Source organism: Solibacillus palustris (assembly GCF_022549215.1).
Classification (GTDB): domain Bacteria; phylum Bacillota; class Bacilli; order Bacillales_A; family Planococcaceae; genus Solibacillus; species Solibacillus daqui.
The window spans coordinates 663,225-678,183 of record NZ_JAKZFC010000001.1 but is presented as its reverse complement, the minus strand read 5'-3'; the positions used below and the strand labels follow the sequence as shown (position 1 = coordinate 678,183).

Here is a 14,959-nt window from a genome sequence, read left to right as displayed (position 1 = left end):
TTATTTTGCCTCCCATAATTTACAAACTTCCTTGTATGCAGTAACAGGATTTTGTGCACCTGTAATTGCACGACCTACTACAATTAATGATGAACCGTCTTTTTTTGCACCATCAGGAGTTGCAATACGCTTTTGATCATGCGCTTCTCCACCAAGCATACGAATGCCAGGAGTAACACGTAAAAAATCTTCTCCACAAATTTCACGAATAGCGTTTGCTTCATGTACAGAACACACAACCCCATTAAGACCTGCTTGTTTCGATAACTGAGCATATTGTAAAACTGATTCGTTCAGCGATAACGAAATTTTTTGCTCTTGTTGCATTTGTTGTTCTGTTGTTGATGTTAATTGTGTAACGGCAATTAACGCAGCACGTGTTTTGCCTGCATCTGTTCCTGCCTCTAAGCCTTCAAGGGCACCCTCCATCATGGCACGTCCACCTGCAGCATGTACGTTGACTAAGTCTACACCTAAGCGTGCTAAGCCTTTCATCGCAGATTTCACAGTGTTTGGAATATCATGTAATTTTAAATCCAAGAAAATATCATGGCCCTGTTCCTTTACTTTGGCAACAATCGACGGACCTTCCTGCATATATAATTCCATGCCAATTTTAACAAATAACTTCTCATCAAATTGCGCTAAAAAATTTAGTACATCCTTTTCCCCCGGGAAGTCTAAGGCAATAATCGGTTTTGTATTTAACATTAGCGATGGCTCCTTCCGATAATTTCAGAAATATGTTCAACTCCTAACGCATCTAAAGCGCCCGGTAATTGTTCAATAATCGTTGGACAAACGAAATGATCCACAAAGTTTGCTGTACCTACCGCAACTGCTGAGGCACCTGCAGACATGAAATCAATTACGTCTTGTGCGCATGTAACACCGCCCATACCAATAATCGGAATATTGACCGCTTTGTACACGTCGTAAACCATACGAATGGCTACCGGTTTAATCGCCGGACCTGATAAACCACCTGTACCATTTGCGATAACTGGTTTTCCTGTACGTTCATCTAAACGCATTCCAACAAGTGTATTAATCATCGTAATCCCGTCCGCGCCACCTGCTTCTACCGCTTTTGCAATATCGACAATATTCGTTACGTTTGGTGATAATTTTACATAAACAGGCACACTTGAAGCGGCCTTCACTGCTGCCGTTAATTCTTTTGCTGTTGCTGGATCTGTTCCAAATTGAATCCCGCCACATTTTACGTTCGGGCAAGAGATGTTTAATTCTAATGCCTTGACGTTTGGCGCTTTTGAAATACGCTCCGCTACTTCTACATAGTCAGCTACTTCAGTTCCCGCAACGTTTGCGATAATTGGTACATCGTAGCCTTCTAAAAACTTTAACTCTTCGCCCATTACTTTATCGATCCCTGGGTTTTGTAAACCAATTGCGTTTAACATACCTGCTGAAGTTTCCGCGACACGTGGCGTTGGATTGCCTTTACGTGTTTCGACTGTTGTCGCTTTAATCATAATTGCACCAAGCTTTGATAAATCATAAAGCTGCGCGTACTCGCGACCAAAACCGAAGCAACCTGACGCTGGCATAATTGGGTTTTTCAACTCTAATCCTGGTAATTGTAAATTTAAACGGCTCATAATGCCACAACTCCTTTCGGGAATACTGGCCCGTCTGAACACACTTTTACATAGTCTTTTTCAATCTTGTCCGTTGTATCACATACACACGCGAAGCAAGCACCAATACCGCAGCCCATACGTTCTTCAAACGATAAATAGCCTTCTTTTTCAGAGTAGTAACCTTCTAATGCACGTAGCATTGGTAGTGGGCCACATGAATAAAAGATGTCGAACTCCGGCTTCACTTCGTCAAATACCGTAGTGACAAAGCCCTTTGTTCCTTTTGAACCATCAACTGTTGCGTAGTATGTGTCACCTAATGCTGTAAATTCCTCTTCGTAGAAGCATACATCTTCTGATTGGAAGCCTAATACGTGAATTGTTTTCACACCGCGCGCATTCAGCTGTTTTGATAGCTCATGTAATGGGGGTACGCCAATTCCTCCCCCTACTAATAGAGCAGTTTGACCAGGCTGAGCTGCTTCAACTGGGAAGCCGTTACCTAATGGACCTAATACATCGACCATTTGCCCTTCACGGTTTGTTGCTAAAAACTTTGTTCCGCGCCCTTCCGCACGGTAAATCATAGTAAATTCATTTTTTTCTTTATCGACATTGGCAATACTAATTGGACGACGTAATAATGGTTCGAATGTATCTGACACTTTTACATGAACAAACTGGCCAGGAGTCATGTCCTGAACCAGTTGCCCTTGTAGTGTCAATTCGAAAATGTTCGTCGCAATTTGTGCCTGCGCAACTACTATCATTTTCTCTTGACGCATCATATTAGTGTACTACCTCCGCTTTTGGCATTTCTTCTGCTGTAAATGTCATTGATTCAATAACACGTAACATCGCTTCTGCTGTATCTAGTGAAGTTAAGCAAGGTACACCATTTTCTACTGACTCACGGCGGATACGGAATCCGTCACGCGCAGGTTGTTTACCTTTTGTTAACGTATTAACAACTAATTGCGCTTCTCCGTTTTGAATCATGTCTAATAATGTTTTTCCTTTGCCACCGATTTTTTCAACGATGTCTGTTTTAACGCCATTTGCTTCGAATAAATTTGCAGTTCCTTCTGTTGCTACAATTCGGTAGCCCACTGTAGAGAAGCGTTTTGCTAAGCTAACCGCTTCTTCTTTGTCTTTATCTGATACTGTAAACAGGATTGTACCATGTGTTTTAATTTCCATACCTGCAGCTACGAAACCTTTGTATAAAGCTTTTTCGTAAGTTGCATCTTTCCCCATTACTTCACCTGTTGATTTCATTTCAGGTCCTAATGTAATGTCTACACGGCGTAATTTTGCAAATGAGAATACCGGTACTTTTACAAATACGCCCGCTTTTTCAGGTGCTAGGCCAGTTGGGTATCCTTGTTCTACGATTGATTGGCCAAGAATCGCTTTTGTTGCGATATTTGCCATTGGTATGTTCGTAATTTTACTTAAGAACGGTACTGTACGTGAAGAACGTGGGTTAACTTCGATTACATAAATATTCCCCTCGCTCATTACATACTGAATGTTCATTAAGCCGATAATGCCCAGACCTTTTGCTAAACGCGTCGTATAGTCTACAAGTGTTTGCTTTTGCGCATCTGTTAATTTTTGTGGTGGGTATACAGAGATCGAGTCACCTGAGTGAACCCCCGCGCGTTCCACGTGTTCCATAATACCTGGGATTAACACATTTTCGCCATCACAAATTGCATCTACTTCGATTTCTTGCCCTGTTAAGTAACGGTCAACTAATACCGGGTGGTCTGGAGATGCTTCTACCGCGTGCTCCATGTAGTGCACTAATTCATCCATATTGTAGACGATTTCCATCGCACGTCCACCTAATACATAAGAAGGGCGTACTAATACTGGGAAGCCTAATTTTTCAGCAATTGCAACTGCGCCTTGTACTGAAGTAGCTGTGTCCCCTGGTGGTTGTGGAATATCTAATTGCTGTAATGCCGCTTCGAATTTATTACGGTTTTCTGCACGGTCAATGTCTTCTAATGATGTACCTAAAATTTTCACGCCATTTGCTTCTAACTTATCCGCTAAGTTGATCGCTGTTTGACCACCGAATTGAACTACTACACCGATTGGTTGCTCTAAATCGATAATGTGCATAACGTCTTCAATTGTTAATGGCTCAAAGTATAATTTATCTGAAATTGAGAAGTCTGTTGATACTGTTTCTGGATTTGAGTTAATAATGATTGCCTCATAGCCTGCTTCTTGAATCGCCCATACAGAGTGAACTGTTGCGTAGTCGAACTCTACCCCTTGACCGATACGAATTGGACCTGAACCAAGTACAACAACAGATGGTTTGTCTGTTCGGATTGATTCGTTTTCATCTTCATATGTGCCATAGAAGTATGGTGTGTTTGACTCGAATTCCGCTGCACATGTATCGACCATTTTATACACTGGGATAATGCCCGTTTCTTTACGGAATGTGTATACTTCGCTTTCTGTCATATTCCATAATTGTGCTACTTTTTTATCTGCAAAGCCTAGACGTTTTGCTGTGCGTAATACGTCTTTGTCGCCTTTGTTTTCTACTAAAGTTGATTCCATATCGACAATTTTCTTTAATTTTGTTAAGAAGAATAAGTCAATGGCAGACCACTCATGGATTTGTTCTACTGTTACACCACGACGAATTGCTTCACCGATGAAGAATAAACGCTCGTCGCCCGCTTTTTTAATACGTTTTTCAATCCAAGCATCGCTTAATTCATCTGGATTTTTCATTTCAATATGAACATGGCCAGTTTCTAATGAACGAACCGCTTTTAATAAGGCTTCTTCAAATGTACGGCCAAGTGCCATTACTTCACCTGTTGCCTTCATTTGTGTACCTAAGTTACGTTTTGCTGATTCGAATTTATCGAATGGCCAACGTGGGATTTTTGCTACAATATAGTCAAGTGCTGGCTCGAAGCAAGCAAACGTTGAACCTGTTACTGGGTTTTTAATTTCATCTAATGTTAAACCAACTGCAATTTTCGCTGCTAATTTCGCGATTGGGTAACCCGTTGCTTTTGATGCTAATGCTGAAGAACGCGATACACGTGGGTTTACTTCGATTACATAGTATTGGAATGAGTATGGGTCTAACGCTAATTGTACGTTACAGCCACCCTCGATTTTTAGTGCGCGAATAATATCAAGTGAGATATTACGAAGCATTTGGTTTTCGCGGTCAGATAATGTTTGTGTTGGTGCTACTACGATTGAGTCCCCTGTATGGATACCTACTGGGTCGAAGTTTTCCATGTTACAAACAACGATTGCGTTGTCTGCTGCGTCACGCATTACTTCATATTCAATCTCTTTGAAGCCTGCAATTGATTTTTCAAGTAGGCATTGTGTTACTGGTGAATATTTTAGACCTGAAGTAACGATTTCTTGTAAGTCTTGGTCATTGTAACAAATACCGCCACCAGTACCACCAAGTGTGAATGCAGGACGTACGATTACTGGGTAACCGATTTTAGCAACGAATGCTTTTGCTTCGTCCAGGTTGTGAATAATGTCAGACTCAGGAACTGGTGCACCTAACTCATACATTAAGTTACGGAATAAATCACGGTCCTCAGCTTTATGGATCGCATCTAATTTAGTCCCTAAAATTTCGATCCCTAGCTCATCTAAAATACCTGACTCATCAAGTTCGATTGCCATGTTAAGACCTGTTTGACCACCTAAAGTTGAAAGAATCGCATCTGGACGCTCTTTTCGTAAAATACGTGATACGAACTCTAATGAAATTGGTTCGATGTATACTTTATCTGCGATTTCTGTATCTGTCATAATTGTCGCTGGGTTTGAGTTAATTAAAATTACTTTATAGCCTTCCTCTTTTAATGAAAGACACGCTTGCGTTCCTGCATAGTCAAACTCTGCTGCTTGTCCAATTACAATTGGACCTGATCCGATTACTAAAATAGTTTCAATATCTGTACGTTTAGGCATGTTGATTCTCCTTCGCTGCTTCTTTTTCCATCATTTCAATAAACTCGTCGAATAAGTGATTTGAATCTTCAGGGCCAGGTGAAGCTTCAGGGTGGTATTGTACTGTAAACACTGGGTACTTTTTATGACGTACGCCCTCACAAGTACCGTCGTTCAGTGCAACGTGAGTTAATTCTAAATCTGTATCTTTTAATGACTCAATGTCAATTGCATAGCCATGATTTTGAGATGTTAAGTCTGTACGACCTGTACGTAAATCTTTTACTGGGTGGTTTCCGCCACGGTGACCGAATGGTAATTTGAACGATTTTGCACCACATGCTAATGAGAACAGTTGGTGGCCCAAGCAAATACCGAACATTGGCACTTTTCCGATTAAACCTTTGATCGTTTCGATACCTTCTGTTACATCTTCTGGGTTACCAGGACCGTTTGATAGCATAATGCCATCTGGATGCATTGCTAAAATTTGCTCTGCTGTTGTGTTGTAAGGAACAACGATTACATCACAATCACGTTTATTTAGTTCGCGTAAAATCCCGTGCTTCATACCGAAGTCTAATAGCACAACACGTTTACCGCGACCTGGTGATGGATAAGCTGCTTTTGGCGATACTTCACGTACATGATGTGTAATGAATGGTGTATTTTGAAGCTCTGCTACGATTTTTTCTACATCTACGTCTGCATCTGCTTCCGTTAAAATCGCGCGTACTGCACCTTTTGTACGGATGATACGTGTTAATTTACGAGTATCAATTCCCTCGATACCAGGAATATTTTGTGATGTTAAATATTCATCTAATGTCATATCTGAGCGCCAGTTTGATGGTTGATCCGCTAATTCACGAACAACGAAACCACGGATAGCTGGCGCAATTGATTCAAAGTCGTCACGGTTAATCCCGTAGTTACCGATTAATGGGTATGTTAATGTTACGATTTGACCGTAGAAAGAAGGGTCAGATAATGTTTCTTGGTAGCCTGTCATACCTGTCGTGAACACGACTTCACCTTGGCTAGCTTGTTCACTACCGAATGCTGTACCTGTAAATACTGTGCCGTCTTCTAAAATTAATAAACGCTTTTTCATTATTCTGCCTCCTGATATACGATATTGCCTTCGAAAATAGTTACTACTGGCCAACCTTTTGCAACCCATCCGTTAAATGGTGTGTTACGGCCTTTTGATACAAATCCTTCTGCATCAACCATTTGCTCTTTTTCAAGGTCGATTAATACAATGTCCGCTGAAGCTCCAACCGTTAATGTACCATATGGTAAGTCGAAAATTTCGGCTGCCTTTACACTCATCCAATCAACTAATTGCTTTAATGTCCATTTCCCTGTTTCTACAAAGCTCGTGTATAGTAATGGGAATGCTGTTTCAAAGCCTACAATCCCGAATGGTGCACCCACCATACCACAGCACTTTTCTTCTACTGTATGTGGTGCATGGTCTGTTGCGATACAATCAATTGTTCCATCTAATAATGCTGCGTGTAATGAATCTTTATCATCTAATGCTCGTAATGGTGGGTTCATTTTCCAGTTTGCATCATCTGATGGGATGTCCATTTCTTCTAATAGTAAGTGGTGCGGACAAACCTCTGCTGTAACTTTTATACCTGCAGCTTTTGCATCACGCACAGCACGTACTGATTCTTTTGTTGATACGTGACATACGTGGTAACGAGCACCTGCAGCTTCCGCTAATAGTACATCTCGCGCTATTTGAACTGATTCACAGATTGATGGAATACCTGGTAAGCCAAGCTCTTTATTACGCGTACCTTCGTGCATAACGCCGTCATAAATTAATGAGTTATCTTCACAATGTGCAACAACAACTGCGTCTAATTTCGCCGCCTGTTGCATTTGCTCGTACATTGTTGAAGCAAGCTGAATGCCTACACCGTCATCTGAGAATGCTACTGCGCCATTTGCTTTTAGCTCTGCCATATCTGTGCGCACTTCGCCTGAAATGTCTTTTGTTAACGAGCCATATGGTAATACACGAATGACTGCACTGTCTTTAATTAGGCCATTAATTAATTGCATATTTTCGATTGAATCTGGTACTGGCTTTGTGTTTGGCATCGCACAAATCGTTGTGAAGCCACCCTTTGCTGCTGAAGCTGTACCTGTTGCAATCGTTTCTTTATGCTCAAAACCTGGTTCACGTAAATGTGTATGGACATCTACAAAACCTGGTGAAGCGAAGTGACCTTTACCGTCAATTACTTCGGCTCCCGTTGGAATGTCTCCACCGATTGAAACAATTTTTCCGTCTTCCATTATAATAGAAGAAACTACTAATTCACCTTGTTCATTTATTAGTTTTACGTTTTGAAGTACTGTTGTCATTTATTCTCTTCCTTTCAAAATTGTTTCTACGATAGCCATTCGTGTAAACACGCCATTTCGAACTTGTTCAAAAATTCTTGAACGCTCGCATTCGACTAATTCATCCGCAATTTCAACATCACGATTTACTGGTGCAGGGTGCATTATGATTGCCCCATCTTTCATTTGCTTTTCACGCACCGGTGTTAAACCAAATTCTTCATGATAGCTTTCTTTCGAGAAATTTTTACTTACTGAATGACGTTCGTGCTGAATACGTAACAACATGATGACATCGCTATCTGTTAACACTTCATCCCAACTATGTGCTGCTTCAAAATCTCCCGCCCACGTTGGTGGACATAAAAATCGTACATTTGCACCTAAGCACGTTAGTGCAGTCGCATTTGATTTTGCGACACGGCTATGTGAAATATCACCGACAATTGTAATATTTAAACCTTCGAACTTCCCAAACTCTTTGCGAATCGTATAAAGATCTAGTAGACTTTGCGATGGATGCTGACCTGCACCATCTCCTGCGTTAATGACCGCACAGTTAATTCCCTCTAGTAATTCGTTGTAATACTCATCTTCCTTATCACGAATAATCACTGCGTCAATCCCAATCATTTCTAATGTTTTGACTGTGTCATACATCGTTTCACCTTTTGTCGTACTTGAAAAGCCTGCATCGAATGGAATTACTGTACAGCCAATGCGTCGCTCAGCCATTTCAAAGCTTGTTTTTGTACGAGTACTTGGTTCAAAGAAAAGATTTGCTACATTGTAAGAGTGTTTTAAATTAGGCTCCATTCCGTTTTCGAAGTCTTGTGCTCGATCTAAAATCGCTATGATTTCCTCATTCGATAAATGTTCCATCGATAATAAATTTTTCATGCTCGCGCCTCCGATTTTGAAAATACACTTTAGCAAAATGTGTATTTTAATGAAAAGTTGTTACATTCATATCCACTAAAAAAACCTCGCTAATTCACAGAGCGAGGTTTAAAGGGTGTGACAAGCTAAGCGTGATCGTTTTTCACTATCCGCCTAAGTTGCCTTACCCTTTATTGCCTCTCTGGACAATGTTAAAAGGTACTGCTTATAAAGTTAGTCAAAATCTTCTACCGTCTTATCACGGCCAGGTAAGATTAAGTTTAATAATACTCCGATAATAGCTGCTAATGCCATCCCAGATACAACGAGTGAACCGAATTCAACTTTCGCGCCACCGATACCGATTACTAAAATTACCGATGCAATTACCATGTTACGGTTGTTCCCGAAATCTACATTGTTATCTACAAACATCCGTAAACCACTTGATGCGATAATACCGAACAATAGAATAGAGATACCACCTAAAACGGATACAGGTATTGTTGAAATGATCGCCATTGCTTTACCGAAGAAAGAAATAATAATCGCGGCAACTGCAGCTCCAAAGATTACATATACCGAATAGACACGTGTAATGGCTAGTACACCAATGTTTTCACCGTAAGTTGTTTTTGGTGGACCACCGATTAACGCACTAACTAATGTTCCTAAACCATCTCCTAATAGCGAGCGGTCTAAACCTGGATCTTTCACATAGTTACGGTTTACTACTTTCCCTAATACTAATTGGTGACCGATATGTTCAGAAATCGTTACAATTACAACTGGAACCATTGCCAGTAAAATCGTACCTGTAATCGTGAAATCATAGTCAACACCAGGAATTAAGAACTTCGGTAATGCAAACCAGCTTGCTTCTTTAACTGGGGCAAAGTTAACAATCCCAATTGCTAACGAATATAGATAACCGACAACTAAACCTAATAATATTGGCATTGCGCTTAAAATATTTTTAAAGTATACGTTGAAAATGATTGCTGTGAATAAAGTTACTAACGCAGCTGAAAAATGTAATCCGTTATATTCGCCATTTACGTTCATCGCCATATCTACTGCTGTACCTGCTAAACCTAAACCTATAACGATAATTACGGGTGCTACAACAATTGGTGGTAATAAAGCCATTAACCATTTGTAACCGGTCATTCGGATTAGTAGTGCAACAATCGCATAAACAACCCCGACCGCCATTGCCCCAATCATTGCATTACCTGGGTTGATGGCCATACCCGAAGCATCTAAGCCTGCCACAGTAATAATTGGTGAAATGAAAGCAAATGAAGATCCTAAATAGGCAGGAACTTTAAATTGTGTTATTAATAAGAAAATAATTGTTGCGATACCGCTAGTTAATAATGCGATTGAAGGTTCTAACCCAACTAATGTTGGTACTAAAATGGTTGAACCGAACATAGCAAATAAATGTTGCAAACTAAGTGTAACAAGTTGTACGGCACTTGGTTTGTCATTAATATCTAATACTGCTTTAGAAGACATTCCGTTTCCTCTTTTCTTTCTATGCTCTTTTTAATCTTCTTTTACAATCTTTACAATATCTTGTCCATCTACTTCTTCTAAGTTGACGACAATGCGTTCATGACCAGCTGTCGGAACGTTTTTTCCAACATAATCTGCTCGAATTGGCAACTCACGGTGACCTCGATCGACTAATACGGCTAACTGAATTTGGGAAGGTCTCCCTAAATCCATCACTGCATCGAGTGCAGCACGTACTGTTCTTCCTGTATAAAGTACGTCGTCAACTAAAACAATCTTTTGGTTACTTACTTGATATTCAATATCTACTTGCTGTACTAGCGCTTGATCATTGACTTGCTTTGTTGATAAGTCATCGCGATATAACGTAATGTCTAACTCACCTGTTCGAATCGCTTTACCTTCAATCGTTTCAATTCGATCGGCTAATCGTTTCGCTAAATAGGCTCCACGAGTTTTAATCCCGACTAAAATTACTTCATCAATGCCTTTGTTTCGTTCAATAATTTCGTGCGCAATTCGTGTAACAGCACGATTCATTGAGGGTCCATCTAGTAATACCGAAGTTTGTTGCATGGTTGTTCTCCTTCCATAAATTTATCATGTTCACTTGGGTACAAATTTCCAAATAAAAAACCCTCTAGATCATCTAGAGGGTTGAAAAAGTCATGTTGAAAAATCGCATACGTAAATTTTTGCGCACAAAAATCCGTAAAGCCTTTCACATTTTCCCTTTTCAGTCTCTCTGGACTGCCTTTAAAGGTGAACATTATGTAATTTTATAAGGTGACTACTTGCTTGCTCTCGTCAAGCTCTTCGTTCACTGTTGTCAGTATATGCTTCTTTTTAGCTTAAGTCAACAGTCAAGTTAAAGGTCGGACAACAAAAACAAAAAGTTTAAATTGTCTGATATCGAAAAAACACCGAAACTTTACTCTGAGGTAAAATTTCGATGTTTATATTATTTACGCAACTCCGTTAATAGCTCTTGGAAGTCAGCTGGTAATGGTGCGCTAAATTCTAGATACTCTTTTGTAACAGGGTGCACAAATCCTAGTACACCTGCGTGTAGTACTTGCCCCCCAAAATCAATCGTTTTCTTTGGTCCGTATTTTGGGTCTCCTGCTAACGGGTAGCCAATGTAGTTCATGTGTACACGGATTTGGTGAGTACGGCCCGTTTCTAATCGGCATTCTACTAATGAAAATTCCCCAAAACGCTCCATTACTTGGAAATGTGTTACCGCATGTTTGCCGTTATCTACAATCGCTTGCTTTTGACGATCTTTTTGGTCACGTCCAATTGGTGCATCAATTGTGCCCTTTTCATGTGCGATATGCCCATGAACTAGCGCTGTATATTTACGTGTAACGGACTTTTCGACTAACTGGTTCACCAGCCCCTCATGCGCAACATCATTTTTAGCTACCATTAATAAACCCGATGTGTCTTTATCAATACGGTGTACAATACCTGGGCGTGCGACACCATTAATTCCTGATAAGTCTTTACAATGATACATTAAACCATTTACTAGCGTGCCTGTTGCATGACCTGGTGCAGGGTGTACAACCATGCCACGAGGTTTGTTTACAACTAATACATCCGCATCTTCATACACGATTTCTAAATTTAAATCTTCTGGAACGATTTCTAAATCTTCCACTTCAGGAACTTCTACTTCTACAACGTCCCCTAGCTTTACTTTGTATTTTGCTTTGACGTTTACGCCGTTTACTAAAATGCGCTCTTCATCTAACCAGTTCGAAATTTGCGAACGTGACCATGAAGCTTCCATAGAAGAAAGGGCTTTGTCAATACGTTCCCCAGCAAAATCCTCCATTGTTAACGTGACTACTGCCATTATTTCACCTTTTTCTTATTCATTTTTTCCTCAAAAATAATCGTAATAAAGAGCATGATTACAGCAATTGTTAGTACTGCATCTGCAACATTAAAGATTGGGAAGTGATAGTTAATGCCCGGAATGAGCACATCAACAAAGTCTACAACTTCGCCACGGAATAAACGGTCTAAAAAGTTACCGACAGCCCCGCCTAAAAGAAACATTAAGCTCACATGGTACATTGGTTTTCCTTTTGCTTCTGTATGATTAAAGTAAATAATTGCGATAATTACAGCAACTGTCACAATTGTAAATAGCCACATTTGTCCTTCTAGCATACCCCAAGCCGCACCACGATTACGATGCGATAAAATGCCTAGCCATGGGTCCCATATACTAATACGTTCCCCAAGCTCCATATTTTTAACGATTAGCCACTTTGTCCATTGATCCAAAATGACTGCAAACACTGCTAATCCGTAATATTTATACACAGCCAATCCTCCGTTTACGATATATCTTTCCTATTTTAACATAATTACACGATGAAACGATAATATTAGCATGAGAAATTTGTGATCACTACAGTCGATTATTTTTTAGTGCTTCCACTAATTTTTTTACTTGAATGATATAGGAAATCATGTCATTTGCGTTATATGACTTTGTTTCAGAAAAACCATAAAGCTGTTCGATATGCTGCATAGAATTTTGAGACGAATACACAATTTTCTCTAATACATCTTGTAATGTCATCACTTGATTTAATGTTTGTTCTGTCGTTTGCTGAATCTCTTGCATACTTTTCGCTAATTGCTGTTCAGACTGTTCGATTCTCACAAAATATTGCTGTGTTTCTGCAGACATTTGTTGCGTAAAATCTACTGTTTTTTGCTCTTGCTGTACGCTAGCTGCAACACGCTCCATATGTCGTACAATTTCTGTCACTTTTCCATTAATCTGTTCGAGAGCTTGTTTACTTTGTTCCGCTAATTTACGTACCTCTGCTGCCACCACTGCAAAGCCTTTACCATGCTCTCCCGCACGCGCCGCTTCAATGGAGGCATTCAAAGCTAACAAATTCGTTTGGTCCGCAATTGCACCAATTAATTGAGCGAAATCTTGAATTTCCTTCGTATCCTGTTGTAAATCACCAATGGATACACCGACAATCGTAAAAATTTGGCGTACCTTTTCCATTTGGCTATATAGCGCATCCATCTGGTTACGCCCCTCTTGAATCAATTGATTATTATGCTCAACTTGAGATTCAACTGAAGCTGTAATTTGTTGTATTTCTTCTGTTTCTTGTACAATTGTATGCGCACTCTCATATGTAAAATCAAGCATTTTCTGATCCTGTTGTAGCGACTCTGAAATTACTGTAATACGTTCCAAAAATAAACTATCATCTTCGGTATTTTTTGCATTTGCTTTTTTTAATAAGTGCAGTAGTTCCTCTACACCTTCAATAATTTGTGTACGTTCTGCCTGTGTTAGCTTCTCAATTTCCTCATTCACTTGCTCAACGACTTGTCCTTTTTCAAACCATCTTTTCAACATATTATTCACTCCGCTCGTAATTTTCCAAAGCCAATTAACAGCATTGTTTGGTTAAGCTGTGATTTATTTAATTGCTCTCCATAACTTGAAAATCCGCATAAATTCGGCAATTTCTTTAAGCGGGCATTCATCTTTTCCATTAGATGCTCTTGTTGAAATTGCTGCTTTCGTAAAATACAGTTACATGCTAATACACCATTTAATTGCGTAAAATGATTTGTAAAATTGTCGATTGTTTTTTCCATTTCTACAATCGCATCACGCGGTTGCAATATTTCTAGTGTTGCCCCCTCATATACTTGGCAATAAAATTCAATTGCACCTGATTCCCTTAACATAAATGGCGATGCATTATAAAAATCATTGTTTAACTTTCTGCCTAATGGATGCAGCGCCCAATTCTTATCTAACGCAGTTACCGACACTCCTAACGCTTGTGCATATACTTCGGCTGCTGGTCTACCATTCATTTCATAAACAATTCGTTTTTCTGGGTCAGCCTTTGTAATTTTTACTTTCTTACCCATACTTTCAAAGTTATTTTCTTTAATAATATAAAAATCAACAGATGGCTTTATAAAAATGACTGCTCCTCCTGTTGTAGTAAATTCACCATTTACACTAACATAGGTCGCTTCAAATTTTGCATCATCACCTGCCGTCCCACCAAAAATCGGAAAACCATCTTGTTCAAAAATTGAATTCACAACGGACAGCATTTTTTCCTCACCAGCCTGTAAGCCCACAGGAAAAACAAACGCTAGTCCTTCATTTTCAATATTTTTCGAATGTAGCGGAATACCTAGCTGTTTTGCAGTGGTAACAAGCTTTTGACGCTCAAAAATCGGATACTTTGCAATGTCTGTCATTAATGTCGCTTGAAATTCACCTATCTGTGATGCGTAACTTTGTACACTTAGACTAAATTCGTCAAATCCTGTTGGTCCTATTTCACCAGTTGTCGTAACACCTACAATTTGGCTTTTCGGAAATTTGTTCGTAAAACATGATACCAACTCATCAAATGAATAGGCTGTACTCGCAAAAAATAACAACAATGCAGGATCTTTATGTATTGTTAGCGCAAGCTCATCTACTGCCTGCTTTGCTTGCTTCGATTTAGTTATAGCAGAACAAATTAAATCCATATTATTACTCCCTTTTAGTCAACTTATACTATTAATTAAATCTCATTGTTTAACTTCAGAATATT

Annotated in this window: 13 protein-coding genes; all 13 read right to left on the bottom strand. The window is 39.6% G+C overall.

Translation table 11 applies throughout. From position 1 onward, the window contains the following. A complete protein-coding gene (pyrF, locus tag LZ480_RS03115; RefSeq protein WP_241367920.1) occupies positions 1 to 711 on the bottom strand; it encodes an orotidine-5'-phosphate decarboxylase in 711 nt (236 codons plus the stop codon). Further along, on the bottom strand, positions 711 to 1,622 hold the full coding sequence (locus LZ480_RS03110; protein ID WP_241367919.1) for a dihydroorotate dehydrogenase: 912 nt from the start codon (positions 1,620 to 1,622) through the stop codon (positions 711 to 713). The genes pyrF and LZ480_RS03110 overlap by 1 nt, the downstream gene beginning before the upstream one ends. Beyond that, positions 1,619 to 2,392, bottom strand: coding sequence for a dihydroorotate dehydrogenase electron transfer subunit (locus LZ480_RS03105; RefSeq protein ID WP_241367918.1), 774 nt, complete (start codon positions 2,390 to 2,392; stop codon positions 1,619 to 1,621). Before LZ480_RS03105 ends, LZ480_RS03110 begins: the two co-directional genes overlap by 4 nt. A gap of 1 nt (position 2,393) precedes the next feature. Further along, complete coding sequence (gene carB / locus LZ480_RS03100; protein ID WP_241367917.1) at positions 2,394 to 5,591, bottom strand: carbamoyl-phosphate synthase large subunit; 3,198 nt, start codon at positions 5,589 to 5,591, stop codon at positions 2,394 to 2,396. Beyond that, positions 5,584 to 6,684, bottom strand: a complete 1,101-nt coding sequence (locus LZ480_RS03095) for a carbamoyl phosphate synthase small subunit (RefSeq protein ID WP_241367916.1) — start codon at positions 6,682 to 6,684, stop codon at positions 5,584 to 5,586. The genes carB and LZ480_RS03095 overlap by 8 nt, the downstream gene beginning before the upstream one ends. Next, positions 6,684 to 7,958, bottom strand: a complete 1,275-nt coding sequence (locus LZ480_RS03090) for a dihydroorotase (protein WP_241367915.1) — start codon at positions 7,956 to 7,958, stop codon at positions 6,684 to 6,686. Before LZ480_RS03090 ends, LZ480_RS03095 begins: the two co-directional genes overlap by 1 nt. Further along, positions 7,959 to 8,837 (bottom strand): aspartate carbamoyltransferase catalytic subunit, encoded by an 879-nt coding sequence (locus tag LZ480_RS03085; protein WP_241367914.1) that lies wholly within the window; start codon positions 8,835 to 8,837, stop codon positions 7,959 to 7,961. A gap of 213 nt (positions 8,838 to 9,050) precedes the next feature. Beyond that, positions 9,051 to 10,337: a solute carrier family 23 protein gene (locus LZ480_RS03080; RefSeq protein WP_241367913.1), complete on the bottom strand. Its 1,287-nt coding sequence runs from the start codon at positions 10,335 to 10,337 to the stop codon at positions 9,051 to 9,053. A gap of 30 nt (positions 10,338 to 10,367) precedes the next feature. Next, positions 10,368 to 10,913: a bifunctional pyr operon transcriptional regulator/uracil phosphoribosyltransferase PyrR gene (gene pyrR, locus LZ480_RS03075; protein ID WP_241367912.1), complete on the bottom strand. Its 546-nt coding sequence runs from the start codon at positions 10,911 to 10,913 to the stop codon at positions 10,368 to 10,370. A gap of 385 nt (positions 10,914 to 11,298) precedes the next feature. Beyond that, a complete protein-coding gene (locus tag LZ480_RS03070) occupies positions 11,299 to 12,201 on the bottom strand; it encodes an RluA family pseudouridine synthase (protein WP_241367911.1) in 903 nt (300 codons plus the stop codon). Then, positions 12,201 to 12,677: a signal peptidase II gene (gene lspA / locus LZ480_RS03065; RefSeq protein ID WP_241367910.1), complete on the bottom strand. Its 477-nt coding sequence runs from the start codon at positions 12,675 to 12,677 to the stop codon at positions 12,201 to 12,203. The genes LZ480_RS03070 and lspA overlap by 1 nt, the downstream gene beginning before the upstream one ends. 88 nt (positions 12,678 to 12,765) lie before the next feature. After that, positions 12,766 to 13,746, bottom strand: coding sequence for a methyl-accepting chemotaxis protein (locus LZ480_RS03060; protein ID WP_241367909.1), 981 nt, complete (start codon positions 13,744 to 13,746; stop codon positions 12,766 to 12,768). Positions 13,747 to 13,751: 5 nt separating this feature from the next. Next, positions 13,752 to 14,894, bottom strand: coding sequence for an FIST signal transduction protein (locus LZ480_RS03055; protein ID WP_241367908.1), 1,143 nt, complete (start codon positions 14,892 to 14,894; stop codon positions 13,752 to 13,754). Positions 14,895 to 14,959 lie beyond the last annotated feature (65 nt).

Excerpts from the sequence above, each read along its gene's own strand:
- pyrR (WP_241367912.1), bottom strand. The coding sequence starts at position 10,913 with ATGCAACAAACTTCGGTATTACTAGATGGACCCTCAATGAATCGTGCT.
- LZ480_RS03085 (WP_241367914.1), bottom strand. The coding sequence starts at position 8,837 with ATGAAAAATTTATTATCGATGGAACATTTATCGAATGAGGAAATCATA.
- LZ480_RS03060 (WP_241367909.1), bottom strand. The coding sequence starts at position 13,746 with ATGTTGAAAAGATGGTTTGAAAAAGGACAAGTCGTTGAGCAAGTGAAT.
- LZ480_RS03110 (WP_241367919.1), bottom strand. The coding sequence starts at position 1,622 with ATGAGCCGTTTAAATTTACAATTACCAGGATTAGAGTTGAAAAACCCA.
- LZ480_RS03090 (WP_241367915.1), bottom strand. The coding sequence starts at position 7,958 with ATGACAACAGTACTTCAAAACGTAAAACTAATAAATGAACAAGGTGAA.
- LZ480_RS03095 (WP_241367916.1), bottom strand. The coding sequence starts at position 6,684 with ATGAAAAAGCGTTTATTAATTTTAGAAGACGGCACAGTATTTACAGGT.
- pyrF (WP_241367920.1), bottom strand. The coding sequence starts at position 711 with ATGTTAAATACAAAACCGATTATTGCCTTAGACTTCCCGGGGGAAAAG.
- LZ480_RS03080 (WP_241367913.1), bottom strand. The coding sequence starts at position 10,337 with ATGTCTTCTAAAGCAGTATTAGATATTAATGACAAACCAAGTGCCGTA.
- carB (WP_241367917.1), bottom strand. The coding sequence starts at position 5,591 with ATGCCTAAACGTACAGATATTGAAACTATTTTAGTAATCGGATCAGGT.
- LZ480_RS03105 (WP_241367918.1), bottom strand. The coding sequence starts at position 2,392 with ATGATGCGTCAAGAGAAAATGATAGTAGTTGCGCAGGCACAAATTGCG.
- LZ480_RS03055 (WP_241367908.1), bottom strand. The coding sequence starts at position 14,894 with ATGGATTTAATTTGTTCTGCTATAACTAAATCGAAGCAAGCAAAGCAG.
- LZ480_RS03070 (WP_241367911.1), bottom strand. The coding sequence starts at position 12,201 with ATGGCAGTAGTCACGTTAACAATGGAGGATTTTGCTGGGGAACGTATT.